The organism is Microbacterium sp. ZKA21 (genome assembly GCF_050434165.1).
Classification (GTDB): Bacteria; Actinomycetota; Actinomycetes; order Actinomycetales; family Microbacteriaceae; genus Microbacterium.
Genome location: NZ_JBNPVV010000004.1, coordinates 271592 through 293426, shown reverse-complemented (window position 1 = coordinate 293426; position 21835 = coordinate 271592). Strand labels below are relative to the sequence as shown.

Here is a 21835-nt window from a genome sequence, read left to right as displayed (position 1 = left end):
ACATCGCGGGCCGCGATCATGCCGTCTCGACGAACTCCATCAGCCGCTCGCCGCTGCTCTCGAAGATCCGTCCGCCGACAGCCGTCCCGATCAGCAGCACACCGATGCCCGTTCCGATACCGGTCCAGAATGCTGTCCACGTGTGCGCGCCGCCCTCGACGACCGCGAGAGAGAACAGCCAGACCGTGGGAGCGGCGAGCAGGATGGCGCCGACGAAGACGCCGGCCTGCCCGAATGCGCCTCGGGATGCCGCGCGCTGCGGCTGCTGGAACGGACTGTCTCCTGGCCGTGAGACCGCGTACGGCGCGATCACGGACACGACGCTGGACAGGCCGAGACCCGCGAAGAACAGGCAGATCGCGAGGCCGCTGAGCGGCAGCAGCAGCCGCCAGCCACCGGTGAGCGCCAGAGTGACGGGGACGGCGACGGCGAGCGCCGGAACTGCGACCAGGAAGATCGGGATGAGCCGTCCGAACCGGTCCGGGAGCCCCCGGACCCCGCTGGCCACGTGCACCCAGAACGCGGTCGAGTCGTAGGCGATGTCATTGTGCGGCAACCAGCCGAAGAACAGCGCCATGACCGGCACAGGCACCAGCACCGCCACCTCGAACGGCACGCCCGCCACGAGCAGGGGGAAGACCGTGAGCACACCGGCGATCGGAACGACGACGATGTTGACGATGTATCTCCGGTCGCGCAGCCAGTACACGAGGCTGCGCGCGGCGATCGCGCCGAACGCGTTCGAGGGAAGCAGCGCGAACCACCCCAGGCCGGTGCGCTCCCGCGCCGTCACCGGGCGCTCCGTGGTCGTCAGCAGGCGGCGCACCAGCAGGATCCATGCCGCCGTGATGCCGATGAGGGAGATGACCGCGACGACGCCGCTGATCCACACCGCCGCTGTGTCGCCCGAGGCGAGCGCGAACAACAGGCCCAGCGGTGCCGCGACCGGTGTCGCGCCCACGATCGAGGTCACCGCATCGACGGCTGCGGGCACCTCACCGTCCCATTCCAGCGACGCCAGGAACACCGCGACCGGGAAGGCGATCACGACGACCGCGAGCGTGAAGAGCGCCGTCAGCTCGCGTGAGCGGCGCTCCGGCAGCCACATGGCGCTGATGGCCATGCCGACGCGCGCCGCGAGCACGGTGGTCGCGAGACCCAGGAGCCCCGTGAGCACGGCGGCATAGGCCGGAACGCCGAGACGGATGCCGACGATCACGACGCAGGTCGTCACGGCCAAGAGCGCGAACGAGGGAACGCTGATGAGGGATGCGAGGGCGAGGATCCACGGCATCCGCCGCTCATCGACGCCGAAGACGGCGAATCGTCGGGGATCGAGCTGATCGACGGCACCCGTGAGCATGGGGCCGACGAGGAAGGCGAGGAACACAGCGGCACCGCCGAGCACGATCACTGTGCGCGCCACCCCCGTCGTCGCATCGCCGAGGCTGAGAACGGCGATGCAGACGATCACCGTCGCGACCATGACGACGAGCAGGCCGGCGGCCGTCCTCACGGCGTGGTGTCCGCGGAGCGCCCCGAACAGCAGCGCGGCCCTCAGCCGGAGAACGTGTGCAACCACTCCAGGCCCTCCACCTCGCTGCTGGAACCGGCGAGCTCGACGAAACGCGACTCGAGGGTCTGGCCTGCGCGGACCTCGTCGACCGTACCCTCGGCGAGGACCTCGCCTCCGACGATGATCGCGACGCGGGAGCAGACCCGTTCGACGAGATCCATGCCGTGGCTGGAGAGGACGACCGTGCCGCCGTGCGCGACGTACGCGCGGAGGATGTCGAGGATGACGCCGGACGAGACGGGATCGACCGACTCGAACGGCTCATCGAGCACGAGCACTCGGGGCGAGTGGATCATGGCGCCGGCGAGCATGATCTTCTTGGTCATGCCCGCGGAGTAGTCCGATACGACGCGGCTGAGCGCGCCCGTGAGGTCGAATGCCCGCGCGAGGTCGGCCGAGCGCTTTTCGATGACGCGCGCATCGAGCCCTCGCAGCAGCCCGTAGTAGTGCAGCAGCTGACGCCCCGTGAGACGGTCGAAGGTGCGCAGCCGATCCGGCAGGACGCCCATGACCTTCTTCGCGGCGAGCGGGTTCGCCTTCTGGTCGATGCCCGAGACGTAGACGGTGCCTCCGTCCGAGCGCAAGAGGCCGGTGATGATCGAGAGCGTGGTCGTCTTGCCCGCGCCGTTCGGACCGACGATGCCGTAGAACGATCCAGCGGGAACGGTGAGATCGATGCCGTTGACCGCCCGCTGGTCTCCGAAGTCCTTGATCAGCCCGCGGACGCGCAGGGCGTCGACGGCCGTCGGGGACTCGATGCCGTCGAACGCGTCCTCGACGTCGGACGCGGAATCGACTGCGACGGCTGCGGAATCGACATCCGCTTCCGGTGCCTCCTCGACAGCCGGAGCATCGTCTGCGCTCTCGGCCGGAGCCGTCTGTTCGGCAGGAGCGGCGAGTTCGGCGTCAGCAACTGCAGTGGCCGAAGCGTCGGCCGCTGAGGCCGCGTCGGCCTCCGGAGTCGCCTCGATCTCGGGAGTCGCCTCGATCTCCGGCGCCGCCTCACCTTCGGGATCGACCGCGCGGACCGACTCGTCCCCGAGCTCGTCCGCGGCGACCAGGGCCGGCTCAGCTTCGACGACGGGTTCGGCCGTCGACTCGTCGGTCGGAGCATCGACGAGCGCAGCATCCACCGACTTCTCGGCAGGCGTCGGAGAAGCCGCCGGCGGCGCGACGGTCTCGGCGGCAGCGGCAGCCGAGTGAGCGGCGACGGCGCGAGCGGCCGTCGTCCGGGACTTGCGCGGTTTCGCGACGCGTTTCGCCGCCGGCTTCTTCGCGGCGGCAGACGCTGATGTCTGCTCGAACTGTTCGTGGGCGACCTCGACGGGGCCATCCGCGACCGCCGCATCCTGGCGGCCATCCTTCGCGGCCGCTTCCTTCGCCGCCGTCTCCTTCGCCGCAGCGGCCTTCGCCGCTGCCGTCTTCGCGGCAGCCGTCTTCGCGGCAGCCGTCTTCGCCGCGCTGCTGCGCGCAGCCGACGTCCTGGCCGCGGTCTTCGCGGCGGTCGCCTTCGCGGCTGCGGTTTTCGCGGCAGCCGTCCTGGCGGCATCCTTCGCCGTCGAGGACTTCGCGGCCGAAGCCTTCGATGCCGTCGACGAATTCGCGGTGCGCGCCTTCACAGCGGCGGTCTTGGCCGCGGCATCCGGCGCAGTCTTGCGAGCCGGGCGCGCCTTCTTGGCCTGAGCCGTGGCGGTCGCCTCGTCCAGCTGGTCGTCAGGGGAAGGAGTCACTGTATTACGGTATCAACGGGGACCGACTTTGCCCGGCTCCAGCGCAACATTCCGCCGGATCCGTACCTCGCTTCACGTAACCTGGGAGCTGGGTGTGCAGTCGGTCACGAATTGGCAACGGCCCCCAGCCCGACCAGGGCCTTCGCAGGAGCCGTCGCTAGCATGAAGGCGGCACGAAGAGGTGTCGGGTCGGTGAACCGGCCGTGAACACAGATTCTTTTTAGGAGCTTTCGTGACTCTTCAGACCGTTATCCTCGCAGCCGGTATGGGCTCGCGCCTCGGGCGTGCACTGCCCAAGCCCCTCACCGAGCTGAGCGACGGCCGCACGATCATGCAGCAGCAGCACGAGAACATCCGTGCCGCATTCGGCAAGGACGCGCGCATCACCACGGTCGTCGGCTACCGCGCTGAGACGATCATCGAGGCCTTCCCGCACGTCAACTACGTGCACAACGAGCGCTACGACGAGACGAACACGTCCAAGAGCCTGCTGCGCGCTCTCGGTGCGACCGGCAAGGGCGGCGTGCTGTGGATGAACGGTGACGTCGTCTTCGACCCGATGATCCTCGGCCGCGCTCTCGAGTACATCGAGCGCGACCAGTCGTTCGTCACCGTCAACACCTCCAAGGTGAGCGACGAAGAGGTGAAGTACACCGTCACGGCCGAGGGCTTCATCAAGGAGCTCTCGAAGACCGTCAAGGGCGGTCTCGGCGAGGCCGTCGGCATCAACTACATCTCGGCAGCACACAAGAAGGCGTTCATGCGTCAGCTGCAGCGCGTCGAGGACCAGGACTACTTCGAGCGCGGTCTCGAACTGGCGATCGCCGAAGACGGTCTGCTGCTCGAGCCGATGGACGTCTCCGATCTGTATGCGGTCGAGGTCGACTTCGCCGAGGACCTCGAGCGCGCGAACCTCTACGTCTGACACCTGCTCCGACACAGCGTCGAAAGCCCGGCACCTCGAGGTGCCGGGCTTTCGGCTTTCTCGCGGCATCGGTCCATAGGATCGGGACATGGCCGACAAGGTGCACAGGATCCACTCCCTTCCGGACGATGCCCCCTGGGACAAGGGCGTGCCGCCGGTGGGTTCGACCGAGCATCCCTTCACCATCCGTGGCATCGACAGGGTGCTCGCGATCCAGCGCCCGCTGGTGCTCGCGCACATCCGCAGCATCCGGCTGCGCAATCCGAGCGCTGCACCCGCCGACATCATCCGGATGCTGGAGCAGCGATATCTCGCGGCCGTGACAGCGGGCGGTGCGACAGTCGGTGCGACCGCCGTGGTGCCGGGCATCAGCACGGGTGTGACGCTCGCGCTGTCCGGAGTCGAGACGCTCGGCTTCGTCGAGTCGACCGCGCTGTTCGCGCAGTCGGTCGCCGAGGTGCACGGCATCCCGATCGAGAATCCGGATCGGGCGCGAGCGCTGGTCATGACGCTGATGCTGGGCAAGGAGGGCGTCGATCTGCTGTCGCAGCTCGCGGGGCAGGCGGCCGGACGCGGCGGGCCCCGATCGGCGTACTGGGGCGAGGTCGTGACGAAGTCGCTCCCCCGCGCTGCGGTCGGGCCGATCGTGGACCGGCTGAAGACCATGTTCCTGAAGCACTTCGCGGCCGCCGGTGGTGCGTCGTTCATCGGAAAGGCGCTGCCCTTCGGCATCGGTGCCGTGATCGGCGGAGCAGGCAACAACATACTCGGCCGCCGCGTGCTGGTGACCTCACGACGCGCGTTCGGCGCGGCACCGGATGTCCTGCCGCCGGAGCTCGAACCGGTGACGGGCGCCGAGCGGCTGGAGACCCGTGTGGTGCGGGGGGCTCGGTATGCGGGATCGGCTCTTGCGGCCGCGGCGGGGACGACCGCGCGCGGAGTGGGTTGGGCGGGGCGCCGGATGACCGAGATCGGGCGTTCTCGGCACCCGAAACCGGATGCCGAGACTCCTGCGATCGAGAAGGATCCGGGGCGCTAGGGTCGCGCCGCCGAGGCGACCTGCGGCCAGGAGGCCCATCGATCAGCACGGGATCGTAGAGTCGACATGGCCGCTTCGAGGCGTTCCACGGGCAGGTCTTCTGCCCGGCTCTTCCCCGAGGTCGCGCCGTCGGGGAAGGTGAGAGCGAACCCGACCCAAGGCTCCGGACCGACCAGTTCGCGGTAGTGTCCGCCGACGAGGGCGAACACGAGTTGCTCCAAACCATCCGCCTCCGCGTCCCACGTCGTATCGCAAGCATCGCAGCCGCAGACCGGGAAGTGGAAGTCGTGGAGCAGTCCCGCATGCACGTACAGGCCCGGGTAGGCCGTGAAGACGAAAGTCAGCGTTGCGCACGCCGGGTCGTTCGGCTGGATCCTGACCGCCTTCGTCACGTCGAAGTACGGGGGCCGGAGCAGGTCCGCGATCACTGAGCGATTCTCGATGATCTCGACGTCGTACACGTCCCGAAGGTGCACGATGAGTGCATCGGCAACGGTGTGCAGCGGAGCGAAGCGCTCCGGATGGGTGTCGACCGAGTAGGTCTCCTCCGGCGGTGAGTCCGGCCATCGGTTTCCATAGTCGATCACCTCGCCTGCGGCGTCACGGAAGACGGGCGGGTCGATCGGCGGTCGGACATATGCGTTCACGCCCTCAGTGTGCCGCACTCCCCCTGCACTGCGACGATGTCTTCGTGCGTTGTGCACAGGTCAGGCTCCAGAGATCTAACGGGATGCTCCCGCGTCGGATGCCGTTCCTACCGTCGTTCGCATGTTGAGACCGATCGAACCCGCAGAGATTCCACCTCCTGTCGCCTATCGCGTGCCCTGGGCCGTCGACAGAACGGATGGCGCGCACCCTGGCGTCATCAATGAGTCGCGTGGAGCCGCGGACTTCGTGCGCGTCTTCCATGCCGACGCCGACGGTGAGGAGCGCACGCAGTTGTGGGGGCAGGTGCTGGCTGGGGAGCGGATCGAGCTGTGCCTGTGCACCGCGGATCTCGACGAAGTGGTGGTGACGGTCGCGTGGTTCCGTCAGGAGGACGGACTGGAATACGTCTGGAGGTTCGTCGTGTGAGCGTCAGCTGCCACCACGGCGGCGCAGCTCACGACGGAAGTCCGCCTCGGAGTAGGGCTTGAGGTTCTCGGGCAGATCAGCCGAGGTGAGGCCCTTCACGAAGGTCTCCGGCTTGACGTCGAGCGCAGTGGCCAACTGGATCAGGACGAACAGCGTCGGGTTGCCGTCTCCGGCCTCGATGCGGGCGAGGTGTCGGACGTCCATATCCGCGCGCTGCGCGAGCTTCGACCGGCTGATCGACGACTTGTTCCGAAGCTCCCTCACGATCTCTCCGACGCGTTGAGATGCGTGTGATCGAGGTGCCTCCATTCCTCAAGCATCCAAGGCCCCAACAAATCGATCAGCGTCTTGCATGCCAGGGCTTTTATCCCCTGCTCTATGTGCCCCGGGAGCGGGTGACCCCCGTGAGATGTCGAGGTCGTGCGGCATTCGTCGAGCCCGGCGACTCTCGACGCGCGAATCGGCGACCGATCTCGGCATCCGGGCGGCACCACCCCAGCGTCATCATCGCCAAAGGATCCGCCGACCCGTTGTGCGAGGCATCCAACGTCGACCGCCCGCCCGCTACTAGGGTGGAATCCGTGACGGACACGCCTGACCTCTCCACGACCGCCGGCAAAATCGCCGACCTCCGCGCTCGATACACCGAAGCCGTTGTCGACGCCGAGACCAAGGCGAAGGAGAAGCAGCACGCCAAGGGCAAGATGACCGCCCGCGAGCGCATCGAGCTCCTCGTCGATCCTGGGAGCTTCGTCGAGTTCGACGAGTACGTCCGCCACCGCAGCACGGCCTTCGGCATGGACCGCAACCGCCCTTACGGAGATTCCGTCGTCACCGGCATCGGCACCATCCACGGCCGCACGGTCGCGGTGTACTCGCAGGACTTCACCACGTTCGGCGGCTCGCTCGGGGAGGTCTCCGGCGACAAGATCATCAAGATCATGGACTTCGCCCTCACCGGCGGCATGCCCATCATCGGCATCCTCGATTCCGGCGGAGCGCGCATCCAGGAGGGCGTGCTGGCGCTGAGCAAGTACGGCGAGATCTTCAAGATGAACACACGGTCATCGGGCGTCATCCCGCAGATCTCGATCATCATGGGTCCGGCCGCCGGCGGCGCCGTCTACGGCCCCGCTCTGACCGACTTCGTCATCATGGTCGACAAGACCAGCCAGATGTTCGTCACCGGCCCGGACGTCATCAAGACGGTCACCGGCGAGGACGTCGGCATGGAAGAGCTCGGCGGCGCCCTCACCCACAACACCCGCTCGGGTGTCGCGCACTACCTCGCCGAAGACGAGGACGACGCGATCGACTACGCGCGCACACTGCTCAGCTTCCTCCCGGACAACAACATGGCCGAGATCCCCGGCTACGAGAGCGAATTCGAGTGGGAGACCACGGATGCAGATCGCAGCCTGAACACGATCATCCCCGATTCCCCGAACCAGCCGTACGACATCCACACCGTGATCGGTCACATCGTGGATGCCGGAGACTTCATCGAAGTCCAGCCGCTGTTCGCCCCGAACATCGTCATCGGCTTCGGCCGCGTCGAGGGGCGCTCGGTCGGCATCATCGCCAACCAGCCCTCGCAGATGGCCGGAACGCTCAACATCGAAGCCGGCGAGAAGGCCAGCCGCTTCGTCCGCTTCTGCGACGCGTTCTCGATCCCCATCGTCACGCTCGTCGACGTGCCCGGCTACCTCCCCGGCACGGACCAGGAATGGACCGGTGTGATCCGCCGCGGCGCGAAGCTCATCTACGCCTACGCCGAGGCCACCGTTCCGCTGGTGACCGTCATTCTGCGCAAGGCCTACGGCGGCGCCTACATCGTGATGGGATCCAAGCAGCTCGGCGCCGACGTCAACCTCGCCTGGCCCACCGCCGAGATCGCGGTCATGGGAGGCCAGGGCGCCGTCAACATCCTGTACCGCGGTGAGATCAAGAAGGCCGAGGAGGACGGGGAGGACGTCGCCGCCGTCCGCACCCGCCTCGCGAACGAGTACACGTACAGCGTGACCAGCCCGTTCCTCGCCGCGGAGCGCGGCGAGATCGACGGCATCATCGAGCCCGCGAACACCCGCGTGTCCATCGCGAAGTCGCTGCGGGCCCTGCGCGGCAAGCGCGCCGAGCTGCCGCCGAAGAAGCACGGGAACATCCCGCTGTGAGCGAGAGCGACCGGACCAGGGCGATCGACATCGTCCGCGGTCATCCGACCGAAGAGGAACTCGCGGCGCTCATCGCCGTCATCAGCGACTCGTACGTGCGCGAGGCGGCAGACGCTGTGGCCGAGGAGCCGCGCGTGTCAGCGTGGCAGCGCACGCAGCGCCCGATGCGCACGCCGTTGCGCCGCGACATCCCATGGGGACGATTCGCGGGCTGAGCGTCGCCCGCAGAAGCGCAACTCGGCGTTGCGGCGCCTCGACGGCGTTCGGCTCGGTCGGCTCCGCCGTTCTCGCTCAACGAGCCGGGTCGACTCCTCGCTCAACGAGCGGGGTGGGGGCTCTGAACGAGCGGCTCCGCCGACCGCGATCGACGAGCGGCGTCGCCACGAGCGTGGAGCTCGCTCAGCGGAGGAGGCTCGGCGCGCGGAACCGCAGCGTCACCAGCTGGAACGCGCGCAGTTCCAACTCGACGGACGCCGAATCGCACTCGCGGACAGCGACGGGTGCCACCTCGCGCTCCAGCAGATCCGTCTCGACGACCGCATCGAAGCGGAACGCCGTCGAGAGGGTCGCCGCGGCGCGCCCGCCGTGCGCCTCGTAGAGCCGCACGACGACGTCACCGCTGCGATCCTCGGCGAGTTTGACCGCCTCCACCACGACGGCGTCCGACGACACCTGCAGCAGCGGTTCGACCGGGCCCGCGCCGGCCAGCCGACGCACCGGCAGGTTCAGCCGGTACCCCTCGCGCACGGCATCCGCGATCCCGGAATCCGGACGGATGCTGACACGGAACGTGTGCTCGCCCTGATCCGCCTCCGGATCGGGGAACAACGGCGCGCGCAGCAGCGACAGCCCCACCGACGTCGCGCTGCCGCCGCCCTGGCGCGGAACGCGGGTGATGTCGTGACCATACGTCGCGTCGTTCGCGATCGCGACGCCGAAACCGGCCTCGCCCACGTGCACCCAGCGGTGCGCGACGGTCTCGAACCGCGCCGCATCCCACGATGTGTTCGCATGCGTCGGACGATGCACGTGGCCGAACTGGATCTCGCTCGTCGCGCGCTCCGCATGCACGTCCAGGGGGAACGAGAGCTTGAGCAGCTTCTGCCGCTCGTGCCAGTCCACGACCGTCTCGATGTCGAGCGTGCGCGCCCCAGCGGCGAGCGCGAGGGTCTGCGTGATCCGCGATGCCCCCCATCCGCGGACCACGCAGACGATTGCGGCAGTGGGATGCGGAACGACATCGATCGAAACCAGGTCGGTCACGTCGGCCCCGTGACGGCGATAGTGCTCATCGATGTCCCACGCATCCCACTGCGTCGGCGTGTCGCGATGCACACGGAGGAGGTTGCCCCGCTCCCCCGGTGCGATCGCTTCACGTCCGGTCGCGCGCACGACGAGTGACGTCAACAGACCCGACTCGTCGATGAGCACCCGGAGGTGCTCGTTGGACAGCTCGACTCCGCCCGTCGTGCGCTCGACCGATGCGGGTGCCGATTCACCCTCACGTGCGGCAGCGACCCCCGACGCCGCCGCTCCCTCCCTCTGATAGGGCCCCGCGTTCGCGACAAGCGCGGTCGTCCCCTCGCCGACGACAGCCCCCAGTGCCTGCGCGATGATGCGCTCCGTCGAGGCGAGCACCTCGGCGTAGCGACGTTCTGCCTCCCGGTGCACCCAGCCGATGGAGCTCCCGGGAAGGATGTCATGGAACTGCTGAAGCAGCACGGTCTCCCACGCCGCATCCAGTTCGTCGTACGGATACTCGACGCCCTGCAGCGAAGCAGCCGTGGCCCAGAGCTCTGCCTCGCGCAGCGCATGCTCGCTGCGCCGGTTGCCCCGCTTGGTCCGGGCCTGGGACGTGTACGTGCCGCGATGGAACTCGAGGTACATCTCCCCCGTCCAGACCGGCGGGTTCTCGTACTCGGCCTCCGCCGCTTCGAAGAAGCGCGCCGGACTCGACAACGTGACCGTCGGGGATCCCTCCAGCGAGCGCAATCGCGCAGCGGCCGCCAGCATCTCCCGATTCGGGCCGCCTCCGCCGTCGCCGTACCCGAACGGCACGAGCGAGGTGTTGGCCCCGCTCTTGTCCGCGAACTGTCGCTCGGCGCGCGCGAGCTCCGAGCCGGAGAGCACGGCGCTGTACGTGTCGACGGGTGGGAAGTGCGTGAAGATGCGCGAGCCGTCCAGACCCTCCCACCAGAAGGTGTGATGCGGCATCCGGTTCGTCTCGTTCCAGGACAGCTTCTGCGTCAGCATCCAACGGGATCCTGCAGCCCTGGCGATCTGCGGCAGCGCCGCCGAATAGCCGAACGAGTCCGGCAGCCACACGTCCTGCGGCTCGACGCCGAACTCCTCGAGGAAGAACCGCTTGCCGCGCACGAACTGCCGCGCCAGCGCCTCCCCTCCAGGAAGATTCGTATCCGACTCGACCCACATCCCGCCGGCCGGCACGAAGCGCCCCTGCGCGATCGCCGCCCGCATCCGCTCGTACAGCTCGGGCTGGAACTGCTTCATCCAGGCGTACTGCTGGGCCGATGAGGCAGCGAAGACGAACTCGTCGTCGTCCTCCTGCAGGGCGAGCACATTCGAGAACGTGCGCGCCACCTTCCGCTGCGTCTCCCGCACCGGCCACAGCCACGCCGAGTCGATGTGCGCGTGCCCGACGGCATGCACCCGATGCGCGGACGCGGACGCCGGCAGCCGCAGCGCCTCGGCCAGCACAGCACGACCATCGGATGCCGTGCCTGGTACGTCATCCGGGTCGACGGCGTCGACCATCCGCTCCAGCGCACGCAGGATGCCGGCGCGGCGCGGCGATTCCGGCAGCTGTTCGCCGAGGGACAGCAGCACCTCAGCATCCTGAACCAGTTCCCACACCGTCTCGTCGAGCAGCCCGACGTCGGCCTGGCGCATCACGTAGTGCGGCGTCCCTCCTGCGGTGTCCCACTCGCCGAGCGGCGTCGGTTGGAAGTGCGCGAAGCCGCCGCCCACATCCGGATTCGCCGCCGCCTCGATGAACAGCTCGATCGGCTGACCGGGAGCCGCCTCGATGGGTACGTGGGCATTGCGCGGCTCGATCGCCTTGATGATCGATCCGTCAGGACGGTACGCAGTGCCCTCGGCTTGGAAGCCCGGCTGCGCGGCGCTGAACCCGAGGTCCACCACGAGCTCGGCGCGTTCACCCGGCGACGTCGGCGGAACGGTTCCCGTCACGCGCAACCACATGGTCCCCCACGGTCGCCCCCACGGCGTCCCCACCTGGAACGGACGGAACGGCTGCACGACCGCCTCGGCGAACGGCACCGGCTCTCCCGGGACATTCCAGCTCTCGAGCGTCATCGGCACGTACCGGCGGTAGCGCGCCGGGCGCAGTCGCTCAGCCAGGAAGCGGCGGATGCGCGCTTCGATCAGAGCGGAGTTCTCATGCATGGAAAGACGTGCTCCGGTGGAGAGCGGACCAGGGGATGCCAAATATTAAATCGACTGGAATAACCACTGTCAAGGGCTCCGCGCACATCGGATCAGGACGATCCGCCCTCCAGCAGCAGCGAGGACGCCCGCGGCGAGAGCACGTCGGCGAGGATCACGCAGCCCGCTCCGACCGCCCCCACGTCGGCGCCGACGACCGATCCGGCGACCGGAAGCCCTCGTACAGCGCGGGTCGCGCTCTGCCGGTCCAGCAACGCGGGAAGCTCCCGCAGGTACACCTCTGACAACCGACCCCAGAACGGGCCGCCCAGGACCACTCGATCGACGTCGAGCATGTTCGTCAGCGTCGAGATCAGCACGGACAGATGCTCGGCCGCTCTCTCGAGCACTGACAGCGCCGCGGCCTCTCCCTGCCGCGCCCTCGCGCACAGCTGCGACAGCCGTTCGTCGACCGACTCGGCGTCGCTGCCGACACGGTCGTCGACGAGGACGCCGGCACGCTCAGCCTGCTCGACGATCGCCTGCGGCGTGCACACGACCTCGACGCAGCCGCGCCTTCCGCATCCGCAGACCGGCCCCTCCGGGTCCACGACCACGTGGCCGACCTCGCCCACATTGCGCGATCGCCCGCGGATGACGTCGCCGTCCAGCACGAGAGCCGTTCCGATGCCCGTACCCAGATAGACGAAGAGCAGCGACACGTCGGGCGGGTCGTCACCGGTCCAGATCTCCGCGAAGGCCGCGGCCGTGGTGTCCTTCTCCAGAGCCACCGGCAGTCCGACCGCATCGGCCAGAGCCGCGCGCAACGGCACCCGATGCCATTGATGCAGCTTCGGCGGATCGATGACCGTACCGCGCTCGGCGTCCAGCGGCCCTGGTGCGGCCACGCCGACACCCGCGATCGACGCGCGTTCGACGCCCGATCTCGTGATGAGCTCCTCGATCGATGCGGCCATCGAGCCGATCACCTGCATCGGATCGTTCGCGGGCGTCCTGTGCGTGCTTCGAGCGATCACGGTCCCGCTGAGATCGAGCAGAACCACCGTGGTCATCGCGGGATCCAGGTGCACGCCGACCGACAGTCGACTGCGCGGGACGAGCCGGAGCGTGGTCCGCGGTTTACCAGGACCGTTGATCGTGCGCCCTGCCTCTTCGATGAGCCCGTCGTCCAACAGTCGGCGCGTGATGTTCGTGACGGTCTGCGCCGACAGCCCTGTGGCATCGACGAGCTCGATGCGGCTGAGCCCGTCGCCCGAGCGACGGATCGCCTCGAGGATCACGGACTGATTGAAATCGCCCATCCTCGGCAGGTTCGTTCCTCGCCGCAGCACGCTCATCGCTCCATCATCACGTATCCGTCATCGAATCAGGGGGGACGCCGCAGGAAATCTTGTCCCCCAAATGGCCTACAGACAGATCAGGATCGAGGCGTCAGACTATTACCGACGCTATGCGTTCGGTTGGTCTCTCTGCCCCAGGGTAGGCAGACGCGGACCGGCCAACAGCGGACAGTTTTCGGGTAACTGTGCCGCACCTGGCGAGGGGCGGGCGATTCCGCCGCCCCTCGCCCTTCTCTCACTCGCGAGCGGATGCCGCGGCGCGAGGGATCTCGTGCCACAGCAGCACGGAGTCCTCATCGGCGGTGTTCCCTCCCGCGGCGCGCCCGACGACCGTCACGGCGACGTTCGGATCGTGCGCGGCTCGAATGATCACTCGCCCCTCGTCGACTCCGGTGAGCACACCGGCGAGCTCGTCGCGGATCTCGCCGCGGCGCTTCTCGTCGACGCCGTCGAGACCGCCCTCGTCGAAGACAGTGACGGCGACCCCCCGGCGCCGAGCCGCTTCGATGGCCGTGCGCACCGCTTCGTTGAGCAGGCTCGCGCCGCGGAGCTCATCGCGCAGCCGCCCCTCGGCCAGACGTGCGTCGAGACGTTCCGCATCGGTCAGGATGCCGTGCGCGGCCACGGTGCGCGAGAGCACGGGGCCCGCGACGGCCAGCGCGTACTGAGTCCGCAACCGGCGTTCCCGCTGGCGCACCTGCTGCGTCGCGTGCCACGCCGACACGGCCCGCTGGATGCCTGCGAGGCGTTCGGTGTCGGCTATCGCGCGGTCCCAGAAGAGCACGAGCATCTGCGCGACCACGACCCACATCGTCGAACCCACCAGCCCCAGTTCGAGCGCCACGAACACGCCGAGGAACGAGGATGCCGCGAGCGCGAGCTCGCCGAGGACGACCCAGCCGATCACGAAACGGCGCCGCACGATGCAGACGACCGCCAGCAGACCCAGTGCACCGATGTACCACGTCGCGAACGGCGCCGTCCGATCATGCGGCTCCAGGGCGAAGCTGACCATTCCGGGAATCGCGAAGCCGGCGATCATCGCGAGGATCCCGGCCCACAACGGCATCGTGACCCGATGTGCGGCGTCGACGAGCACCGCGACGATCACGATCGCCAGGTAGGCGGCGATCGAGAGCAGCATGAGCGCGGGATGCGCCGGCGTCTCGATCCACCACAGGGCCCTGGCCGCGAAGTAGAGCGCGAAGCCGAGCGCGAGAAGGGTGGCGACGGTGCGGACGGTTCGTCTCATTCCCGCTCCCACGTGAGCTCGACCACCGTGCCGGACGCATCGGATTCGATATGCGCGGAGCCGGCGACCGCCGCCATCCGCGCCATGATCGATGCGCGGATGCCGAGTCGGTCCTCGTCGACGGCATCCAGATCGAACCCGGGGCCGCTGTCGCTCACGGTCACGGTGATCCCCTCGTCGCCATGGGCGAGCGCGACGATGTGCAGGCCGCGTGCCCTGGCATGCGTGACCGAGTTCCCGATAGCCTGGCGCGCGGCGAGCACCAGAGCTCTGGCGGCGCGCCCGGGAATCAGGCCGACACCGCCGCGCTCCTCCACGACGGCATCTGCGCCCGCCTCGGACAGGGCACGACGCAGCTCCGCGACGATCTGCACCGAACCGACAGGCTCGTCGCTGCCCTCCTCCAGAACGGCCGCCTCGGTGTTCGCCAGCCGGGTGAGCGCCTCGCGGGCCATACCGACCGCGAGATCCCTGGCACGAGGGCTCTCGGCGCGTTCCGCCGCGATGAGCGCGGCGAGCACGCTGTCGTGCATCAACGCGGCCACCGCGACCCGTTCCTCCTCGGCTGCGGCAGCAGCGGCAGCGAGCGCATAGTCGGACACCGCACGTCCTCGGACGTCATCGACGCCGGCCGCGACGGCGCGGAACATCCAGCCGAGCGACACCAGCACCAGGCCGAGGATCACCGTGAACGACACATCGAATGCGGTCGTGATCCAGAAGTCGCGCCCGAAGTCGCCCTGCATCAGTCGGACGAGGCCGTAGATGAGGGGGACGGCCACCGCCCACACGTACTGCATCCGCAGTGCGAAGGCGAGCATGGCGGCGACGACCCCGACGTTGACGAGGAAGAAGATCCAGGGCTGCTGATGCGATTGATCATCGGACGTCGCGACCACGAGCGGCCAGGCGATCAGGGCGCCGACGTACAGGAACGCGAAAGCGGCGGACGAGGCCCGCACACCGCGGCCGAGCACGCAGCACACGAGCATCGTCGTCAGCGGCACGAAGACGACGACGATCATCGCGATGTGCGCGGCATCCACCGTGTCCATGCCGGACAGCGCCGCCAGCAGCGCCTGCGCTCCGGTCACCACGCAGCCGATCGCGACGACGGTCTGCAGGATGCGCTCCATGCGCTTGCCGGTGAACCGCTCGAACTCGGTCTCCGCGGAGCCGGGCGACGGGATCTGCGTCCACGCCTGACGGATGCTCAGCGGCTCAGCCGACACTCGCCGTTCCGTCCGCCGAGACGGCGCCCTCCGCCGTCACGATGCCGTCCTCGATCGCCCGCCGCAGCAGATCGACCTTGGTCGGTGCCGGGCGCCCCACCTCGACGTACTTCACGCGGATGCGGTTGATGTTCTCCTTCGCGGTGGAGTATGCGACCCCGAGCCGATCGGCGACGACACGCATCGGCAGCCCGGTGGCGTACAGCCGCAGCACCTCGCGCTCGCGCCAGGAGAGCTGCGCGTCGGCGAAATCGCGGTCGCCGTCGATCGCGCTGGCCCATTCCACGTTGTTGAGCGCCTCGCCCTTGGCGACCGTGCGGATGGCGTCGATCACGTCGTCCAGCGCCGACGACTTGCTGATGATCCCCGCGGCTCCGGCGACGAGCGCCTCGCGCACCGCCACCGGCCGATCGGCGACGCTGTGGATGACGACACTCGCACCGTCGTCCACGAGTGCGGTGACGTTCTCGGTCACGGTCGTGCCGTCCCCGAGCGTCAGATCCAGCACCACCACGTCGGTCGGCGGCGATCCGCTCTGCTCGCGCCAGGACAGGTACGCACTGACGGTGCTGCCGGAGAAGACGACCTTCAGCGTCCGCACACGTCGGCACGCCGCTTCGAGTCCGAGCCGAACGGACTCGTGGTCGTCGATCAGCGCCACGGTACTCATGCCGTCAGCCTATCCACCGTCGGAGATCCCGTGCGCCGCGCGTCACCGCGTGAGCAGTGCCACGACTTCGAAATGGTGCGTGTGCGGGAACAGATCGAACGCGCGCAACTCGCTCGGCTCCCACCCGTGGGAACGGAACGTCCCGAGATCGCGCGCGAGCGCGACGGGGTCGCAGGCCACGTACACGATGGCCTCGGGAGACAGTGCAGCCACGGCATCCACCACACCGCGCCCCGCACCGGAGCGGGGCGGATCGAGTACGACGGCGCCGACCGGGGTCGCCGAGTCCAGCACGGGCTGAGGCGCTGCATGACGAGCCGGACGGCGGCCGCGAACCGGACGCGCATCGCGGACCGGCGCCCCGAGGAACCGATCGACGCGCGCTGTGACGGCGGAGATCTCGAGCGGGGCGAGATTGCGCTGCGCGTGCTCGGTGGCGCGGCGATCCGATTCCACCGTGACGATGTCCGTCGCGCCGAGATCGGCGAGGCTCGCGGCGAACAGCCCGACTCCCCCGTACAGGTCGAGGTGGGTCAGTTCAGGGTCGATGCGTCCGGTCAGCATGCCGCGCACCGCGTCATCCAGCGCAGCGGCCGCGCCGTGATGGACCTGCCAGAAGCCCGACGCGTCGACCGCGAACGACCGGTCGCGCACCCGCTCCACGATCTCCTCCGGCGCCGGGCGGCGGCCCTTCTCGGGCACCGGCAGCACACGGACCTCGCCGTCAGCGGGCTCGACGAGTTCGATGCGACCAGGACGCGCGACCCCGATCCTCGCCGCTGCCTCGGCGACCGCTGGACGCGCCAGCGGGTGCGACGAGACGGGGATCACCCGGTGACTGCGTGCGGCGTACGGACCGGCCACGCCATCGGCGTCGACGTGCAGCGTCACCCGCGTGCGCCATCCCGTGCCGTCCGAATCGTCCAGGCCGACGATCTCCGGCGCCTCGATGCCACCACCGGCGAACCGGTCGAGTGCTTCCGACAGCACCTGCCGCTTGAGAACGCGCTGGTGGCCGAGCTCGATGTGTCCGAGATCCGCGCCGCCTGGGCGCGTGGACGGGTCATGGGACACGTCGGCCTCGGGCCAGACGTGCGCACGACGATGGGGGGAGGCCTCGAGCACCTCGACCGTCTCGGCGCGCCAGAATCGTCGCGTGTCCGCCGCGGCATCCGACGGCGACTCGCTCAGCCGGGCGCGGACGCGCTCGCCTGGCACCGCGTCGGCCACGAACACCACCCTGCCCTCGTGGCGGGCGACGAAGGTGCCGCCGTGGGCGATGCCCGTGATGTCGAGATCGAGCAGTTCGGCGGAAGAGGTCATCTCCCCAGGATCCCACGTCGCCCGATAGCGTGAGTGCATGCGCGTCTGTCTCGCCTCCACCTCCCCCGCACGTCTCATGCTCCTGCGTCAGGGCGGGATCGAGCCGGTCGCGATCGCGCCGGACGTCGACGAGGATGCCGTGGCCGCTGCTGCAGCCCAGGCCCGCGGGGGCGAACTGCCTCCCGGCGAGCTCGTGCTGCTGCTGGCACGCGCGAAGGCGGCCGATGTCGTGCGTCGTCTGGCACAGGACCAGCCCGACTTCGACGGGATCGTGATCGGCGGGGATTCGATGTTCGCGCTCGGCGGCAGGGTCTACGGCAAGCCGTACACGCCGGAGGAGGCCGCACGGCGCTGGCGCGAGATGCGCGGTGCGACCGGCATCCTGTACTCCGGGCATTCGGTCCACCGAGTCGCGCCCGGCGCCGACCCGGTGGAGGCGACGGCCGTCGCCGAGGCGTCCGTCGCGTTCGCACAGGATGTGTCGGATGCCGAGATCGACGCCTACGTCGCATCCGGCGAACCGCTGCATGTCGCCGGTGCCTTCACGGTCGACAGCCTCGGCGGGGCGTTCATCACGCGCGTCGAGGGAGATCCGTCGACCGTCGTCGGGATGTCGCTGTCCACCCTGCGCCGGCTGGCCGCCGACCTGGGCGTCACGTGGACCGACCTGTGGACGTCTGGTTCCGCATCCTGACCCCGTACTCGTAGGCTCACCGACACGATCCGCACGTTTTCTTGTGGAGGGTCGTCAAATCAGAGGCCATCGTTCTCGCTAGGCTGGCAGTCATGCCCATCGAGAAGGTACTCATCGCCAACCGCGGAGAGATCGCTGTACGCATCATCCGCGCCGCTCGCGATTCGGGGATCTCCTCCGTCGCCGTCTACGCCGACCAGGACCGCGAGGCCCTGCACACCCGGCTCGCCGACGAGGCGTACGCCCTCGGCGGTGCGACGAGCGCCGAGACCTACCTGCAGATCGAGAAGATCCTCTCGATCGCGCGGCGATCCGGCGCCGACGCCGTCCACCCCGGCTACGGCTTCCTCGCCGAGAACGCCGAGTTCGCACGCGCGGTCATCGCCGCGGGCATGACGTGGATCGGGCCTTCGCCCGACGCGATCGAGGCCCTCGGCGACAAGGTGACCGCGCGGCACGTCGCCGAGAAGGTGGGCGCCCCGCTCGCCCCCGGCACGCCAGGCCCCGTCGCCGGTGCCGACGAGGTCATCGCGTTCGCGCAGGAGTACGGGCTGCCCATCGCCATCAAGGCCGCCTACGGCGGTGGCGGGCGCGGCCTGAAGGTCGCCCGCGAGCTTGACGAGGTCGCGGAACTGTTCGAATCCGCGACCCGCGAGGCCGTGTCGGCGTTCGGCCGCGGCGAGTGCTTCGTCGAGAAGTACCTCGACAAGCCGCGGCACGTCGAGACGCAGTGCCTGGCGGATGCCGAGGGCAACGTCGTCGTGATCTCGACGCGCGACTGCTCGCTGCAGCGCCGCCATCAGAAGCTCGTCGAGGAGGCGCCCGCGCCGTTCCTCACGCCGGAGCAGAACGACCTGCTGTACGCCGCGTCCAAGGCCATCCTCAAGGAGGTCGGCTATGTCGGCGCGGGAACCTGCGAGTTCCTCATCGGCGCAGACGGCACGGTGTCTTTCCTCGAGGTGAACACCCGCCTGCAGGTCGAGCACCCCGTCTCGGAAGAGGTCACCGGCATCGACCTGGTCCGCGAGCAGTTCCGCCTCGCCGACGGCGGCACCCTCGACTATGACGACCCCGCTCCGCAGGGGCACTCGATCGAGTTCCGCATCAACGGCGAGGACCCCGGCCGCGGGTTCCTCCCCCAGCCGGGCCCCATCCACGTCTTCAAGACCTTCGGCGGTCCCGGCATCCGCCTGGACTCCGGCGTCACCGCCGGCGACTCCGTGTCCGGCGCGTTCGACTCCCTGCTGGCGAAGATCATCGTCACCGGCAAGGACCGCGCCGAGGCGCTGGAGCGCGCGCGCCGCGCCCTCGACGAGTTCGAAGTCGCGGGGCTCCCCACCGTCCTGCCGTTCCACCGGAAGGTCGTCCGCGACCCGGCGTTCACTGCGGAGAACGGCTACTTCGGCGTGTACACGCGCTGGATCGAGACCGAGTTCGTGAACGACATCCCCGCGTGGGACGGCGAGCTCGAGGCACCGGCCGCTGCCGCTGCGCGGCACACCGTGGTCGTCGAGGTCGCTGGCAAGCGCCTCGAAGTGAGCCTTCCCGATCGCGTCGCGGTCGCGGCCGGAACCGCCGGCCGGCCGGCCGCGGTGCCGCCGTCCCGGCGCAGCCACGCCACCTCGGTGTCCGCCGGTGCCTCCGGAGACGCCGTGAAGTCTCCGATGCAGGCGACGGTCGTCAAGATCGCCGTCGAGGACGGCCAGCAGGTCGTCAAGGGCGACCTGGTCGTGGTCCTCGAAGCGATGAAGATGGAGCAGCCGCTGCAGGCCCACAAGGACGGCGTCATCGGCAACATCAATGCGGATGCCGGGGCCACCGTCTCCGCCGGCCACCAGTTGCTGACCATCAGCTGACACCTGCCTACGCGAAAAGGGCGCCCCACCGCGGTGGGGCGCCCTTTCGCATGTTCCGGGACTACGAGATGTTCACCAGGTGCATGGCGCGCGAGGCATCCGTGATGCTCGACGACAGCGACGGGTACGCCGCGAACACGCGGGAGACCTGATCGACCGTCAGACGACGCTCGACCGCCACGGCGATCGGGTAGATGAGCTCTGATGCCTTCGGGCCGACGATCACTCCGCCGATCACGGTGCCCGACCCCTTGCGGGCGATGATCTTCACGAACCCGTCCTTGATGCCCATCATCTTGGCGCGGGGGTTCGCGGCCAGCGGCAGCTTGTAGACGATCCCGTCGGCGACGCCGTCCTCGACGTCCTGCTCACCCCATCCCACCGTGGCGATCTCGGGAGCGGTGAAGATGTTCGACGTGATCTTGACCTTCTCCAGCGGGATGACGATGTCGCCGAGCGCGTGGAAGACCGCGGTGCGTCCCTGCATGGAGGCGACGGACGCGAGCGGGAAGAAGTTCGTGCAGTCTCCGACCGCGTAGATGTTCGGCACTGCTGTGCGGGCCACCTTGTTCACGCGGATGTGGCCCGACTCGGTGAGTTCGACGCCGGCCTCCTGCAGCCCGATGGATGCCGTGTTCGGAATGGATCCGACCGCCATGAGGCAGTGGCTGCCCTCGACCGTGCGGCCGTCGGCGAGAGTGACCAGCACGCCGGTGTCGGTCTTCTCGACCGTTTCAGCACGTGCCTTGGACAGCACCGTCATGCCGCCGCGCTTGAAGACCTTCTCAAGCACGCGCGCGGCGTCCTGGTCCTCGCCGGGGAGCACCTGGTCTCGGCTGGAGACGAGCGTCACCTTCGCACCGAGGTTCATGTACGCGGACGCGAACTCGGCACCCGTGACACCGGACCCGACGACGACGAGGTGATCGGGCAGCGCCTTCATGTCGTACAGCTGCGTCCACGTGAGGATGCGCTTGCCGTCCGGCTTGGCGGAGTCCAGTTCACGAGGCGCGGCTCCGACGGCGATGACGATCGTGTCGGCTTCGACGCGGTCGAAGTCCGTTCCCTCGGGACCGGTGGCCACGATGATCGCGTTCGTGCCCTCGAGCCGTCCGTGGCCGGAGAGGATGCGGACGCCCGCTTCGAGGAGAGAGGAGCGCATGTCCTCGGACTGCTGCGCGGCCAGCGCCAGCAGGCGCTTGTTGACAGCGGCCAGGTTGATCGCGATCTCGGGCTTCAGGGGCTTGCCGTTCTCACCCTTCGCGAAGAACTGCACGCCCAGATCGGTGGCCTCCGAGATCGCGACCGCGGCATCGGCCGTGGCGATCAGGCTCTTCGACGGGACGACGTCCGTGAGCACGGCGGAACCGCCCACTCCGACGCGTTCGACCAGGGTCACCTCGGCTCCGAGCTGGGCGGCGGCCAGAGCCGCTTCGTATCCGCCGGGACCGCCACCGAGGACGGCGACGCGCTGAGTGCGCTCGAAGGGAGTTGAGGACATGACTTCCATTCTTCCGCAATCCTGGC

The 21835-nt window shown here is 68.8% G+C and carries 18 protein-coding genes; 7 read left to right on the top strand and 11 right to left on the bottom strand.

Annotated elements, in window-relative coordinates; translation table 11 throughout:
• Positions 1–16: 16 nt before the first annotated feature.
• Together M2317_RS10905 and M2317_RS10900 are read right to left on the bottom strand one after the other, a co-directional pair.
• Positions 17–1582, bottom strand: a complete 1566-nt coding sequence (locus tag M2317_RS10905) for a hypothetical protein (protein WP_429460071.1) — start codon at positions 1580–1582, stop codon at positions 17–19.
• Complete coding sequence (locus M2317_RS10900; protein ID WP_429460069.1) at positions 1558–3306, bottom strand: ATP-binding cassette domain-containing protein; 1749 nt, start codon at positions 3304–3306, stop codon at positions 1558–1560. Before M2317_RS10900 ends, M2317_RS10905 begins: the two co-directional genes overlap by 25 nt.
• 232 nt (positions 3307–3538) lie before the next feature.
• Between M2317_RS10900 and M2317_RS10895 the strand changes: the two genes are divergently transcribed.
• Positions 3539–4231 carry an NTP transferase domain-containing protein gene (locus M2317_RS10895; protein WP_429460067.1) on the top strand — a complete coding sequence of 231 codons (693 nt, stop codon included), beginning with the start codon at positions 3539–3541 and terminating at the stop codon, positions 4229–4231.
• Positions 4232–4319: 88 nt separating this feature from the next.
• Positions 4320–5270: a hypothetical protein gene (locus M2317_RS10890; RefSeq protein WP_429460065.1), complete on the top strand. Its 951-nt coding sequence runs from the start codon at positions 4320–4322 to the stop codon at positions 5268–5270.
• Here M2317_RS10890 and M2317_RS10885 read toward each other — a convergent pair.
• On the bottom strand, positions 5267–5917 hold the full coding sequence (locus tag M2317_RS10885) for a DUF6226 family protein (protein ID WP_429460063.1): 651 nt from the start codon (positions 5915–5917) through the stop codon (positions 5267–5269). The genes M2317_RS10890 and M2317_RS10885 overlap by 4 nt on opposite strands.
• 121 nt (positions 5918–6038) lie before the next feature.
• Here M2317_RS10885 and M2317_RS10880 point away from each other — a divergent pair, with 121 nt between their 5' ends.
• Positions 6039–6344 (top strand): hypothetical protein, encoded by a 306-nt coding sequence (locus M2317_RS10880; protein ID WP_429460061.1) that lies wholly within the window; start codon positions 6039–6041, stop codon positions 6342–6344.
• A 3-nt stretch (positions 6345–6347) separates the two neighbouring features.
• Here M2317_RS10880 and M2317_RS10875 read toward each other — a convergent pair whose 3' ends face one another.
• On the bottom strand, positions 6348–6608 hold the full coding sequence (locus M2317_RS10875) for a helix-turn-helix domain-containing protein (RefSeq protein ID WP_429460059.1): 261 nt from the start codon (positions 6606–6608) through the stop codon (positions 6348–6350).
• Between the two features lie 308 nt (positions 6609–6916).
• Between M2317_RS10875 and M2317_RS10870 the strand changes: the two genes are divergently transcribed.
• On the top strand, positions 6917–8515 hold the full coding sequence (locus tag M2317_RS10870; protein ID WP_429460057.1) for an acyl-CoA carboxylase subunit beta: 1599 nt from the start codon (positions 6917–6919) through the stop codon (positions 8513–8515).
• Positions 8512–8730: an acyl-CoA carboxylase subunit epsilon gene (locus tag M2317_RS10865; protein ID WP_429460055.1), complete on the top strand. Its 219-nt coding sequence runs from the start codon at positions 8512–8514 to the stop codon at positions 8728–8730. Before M2317_RS10870 ends, M2317_RS10865 begins: the two co-directional genes overlap by 4 nt.
• A 184-nt stretch (positions 8731–8914) precedes the next feature.
• On the opposite strand, the gene M2317_RS10860 is transcribed toward M2317_RS10865, so the two are convergent.
• From M2317_RS10860 to M2317_RS10835, 6 genes are all read right to left on the bottom strand, one after another.
• Positions 8915–11941: an alpha-mannosidase gene (locus M2317_RS10860; RefSeq protein WP_429460053.1), complete on the bottom strand. Its 3027-nt coding sequence runs from the start codon at positions 11939–11941 to the stop codon at positions 8915–8917.
• A 92-nt stretch (positions 11942–12033) separates the two neighbouring features.
• Positions 12034–13242 carry an ROK family transcriptional regulator gene (locus M2317_RS10855; RefSeq protein WP_429460051.1) on the bottom strand — a complete coding sequence of 403 codons (1209 nt, stop codon included), beginning with the start codon at positions 13240–13242 and terminating at the stop codon, positions 12034–12036.
• Between the two features lie 274 nt (positions 13243–13516).
• Complete coding sequence (locus M2317_RS10850; protein WP_429460049.1) at positions 13517–14533, bottom strand: hypothetical protein; 1017 nt, start codon at positions 14531–14533, stop codon at positions 13517–13519.
• Complete coding sequence (locus tag M2317_RS10845) at positions 14530–15765, bottom strand: ATP-binding protein (protein ID WP_429460047.1); 1236 nt, start codon at positions 15763–15765, stop codon at positions 14530–14532. Before M2317_RS10845 ends, M2317_RS10850 begins: the two co-directional genes overlap by 4 nt.
• A complete protein-coding gene (locus M2317_RS10840; RefSeq protein ID WP_429460045.1) occupies positions 15755–16435 on the bottom strand; it encodes a response regulator in 681 nt (226 codons plus the stop codon). Before M2317_RS10840 ends, M2317_RS10845 begins: the two co-directional genes overlap by 11 nt.
• Positions 16436–16477: 42 nt before the next feature.
• On the bottom strand, positions 16478–17758 hold the full coding sequence (locus M2317_RS10835; protein WP_429460043.1) for a class I SAM-dependent RNA methyltransferase: 1281 nt from the start codon (positions 17756–17758) through the stop codon (positions 16478–16480).
• Positions 17759–17795: 37 nt separating this feature from the next.
• Between M2317_RS10835 and M2317_RS10830 the strand changes: the two genes are divergently transcribed.
• Both M2317_RS10830 and M2317_RS10825 read left to right on the top strand, forming a co-directional pair.
• Positions 17796–18452, top strand: a complete 657-nt coding sequence (locus M2317_RS10830; RefSeq protein ID WP_429460041.1) for a Maf family protein — start codon at positions 17796–17798, stop codon at positions 18450–18452.
• A gap of 92 nt (positions 18453–18544) precedes the next feature.
• The gene (locus M2317_RS10825) at positions 18545–20308 is read left to right on the top strand and encodes an acetyl/propionyl/methylcrotonyl-CoA carboxylase subunit alpha (protein ID WP_429460039.1); all 1764 of its coding nucleotides are present in this window, start codon (positions 18545–18547) and stop codon (positions 20306–20308) included.
• 61 nt (positions 20309–20369) lie between these two features.
• Here M2317_RS10825 and M2317_RS10820 read toward each other — a convergent pair whose 3' ends face one another.
• Entirely contained in the window at positions 20370–21818 is a 1449-nt protein-coding gene (locus tag M2317_RS10820) for an NAD(P)H-quinone dehydrogenase (RefSeq protein ID WP_429460037.1), read from the bottom strand.
• Positions 21819–21835: the final 17 nt, after the last annotated feature.

What these genes read in the sequence shown, in the direction of transcription:
- M2317_RS10890 (WP_429460065.1), top strand. Translation starts at nt 4,320, where the DNA reads ATGGCCGACAAGGTGCACAGGATCCACTCCCTTCCGGACGATGCCCCC.
- M2317_RS10880 (WP_429460061.1), top strand. Translation starts at nt 6,039, where the DNA reads ATGTTGAGACCGATCGAACCCGCAGAGATTCCACCTCCTGTCGCCTAT.
- M2317_RS10860 (WP_429460053.1), bottom strand. Translation starts at nt 11,941, where the DNA reads ATGCATGAGAACTCCGCTCTGATCGAAGCGCGCATCCGCCGCTTCCTG.
- M2317_RS10855 (WP_429460051.1), bottom strand. Translation starts at nt 13,242, where the DNA reads ATGGGCGATTTCAATCAGTCCGTGATCCTCGAGGCGATCCGTCGCTCG.
- M2317_RS10850 (WP_429460049.1), bottom strand. Translation starts at nt 14,533, where the DNA reads ATGAGACGAACCGTCCGCACCGTCGCCACCCTTCTCGCGCTCGGCTTC.
- M2317_RS10840 (WP_429460045.1), bottom strand. Translation starts at nt 16,435, where the DNA reads ATGAGTACCGTGGCGCTGATCGACGACCACGAGTCCGTTCGGCTCGGA.
- M2317_RS10835 (WP_429460043.1), bottom strand. Translation starts at nt 17,758, where the DNA reads ATGACCTCTTCCGCCGAACTGCTCGATCTCGACATCACGGGCATCGCC.
- M2317_RS10830 (WP_429460041.1), top strand. Translation starts at nt 17,796, where the DNA reads ATGCGCGTCTGTCTCGCCTCCACCTCCCCCGCACGTCTCATGCTCCTG.
- M2317_RS10825 (WP_429460039.1), top strand. Translation starts at nt 18,545, where the DNA reads ATGCCCATCGAGAAGGTACTCATCGCCAACCGCGGAGAGATCGCTGTA.
- M2317_RS10820 (WP_429460037.1), bottom strand. Translation starts at nt 21,818, where the DNA reads ATGGAAGTCATGTCCTCAACTCCCTTCGAGCGCACTCAGCGCGTCGCC.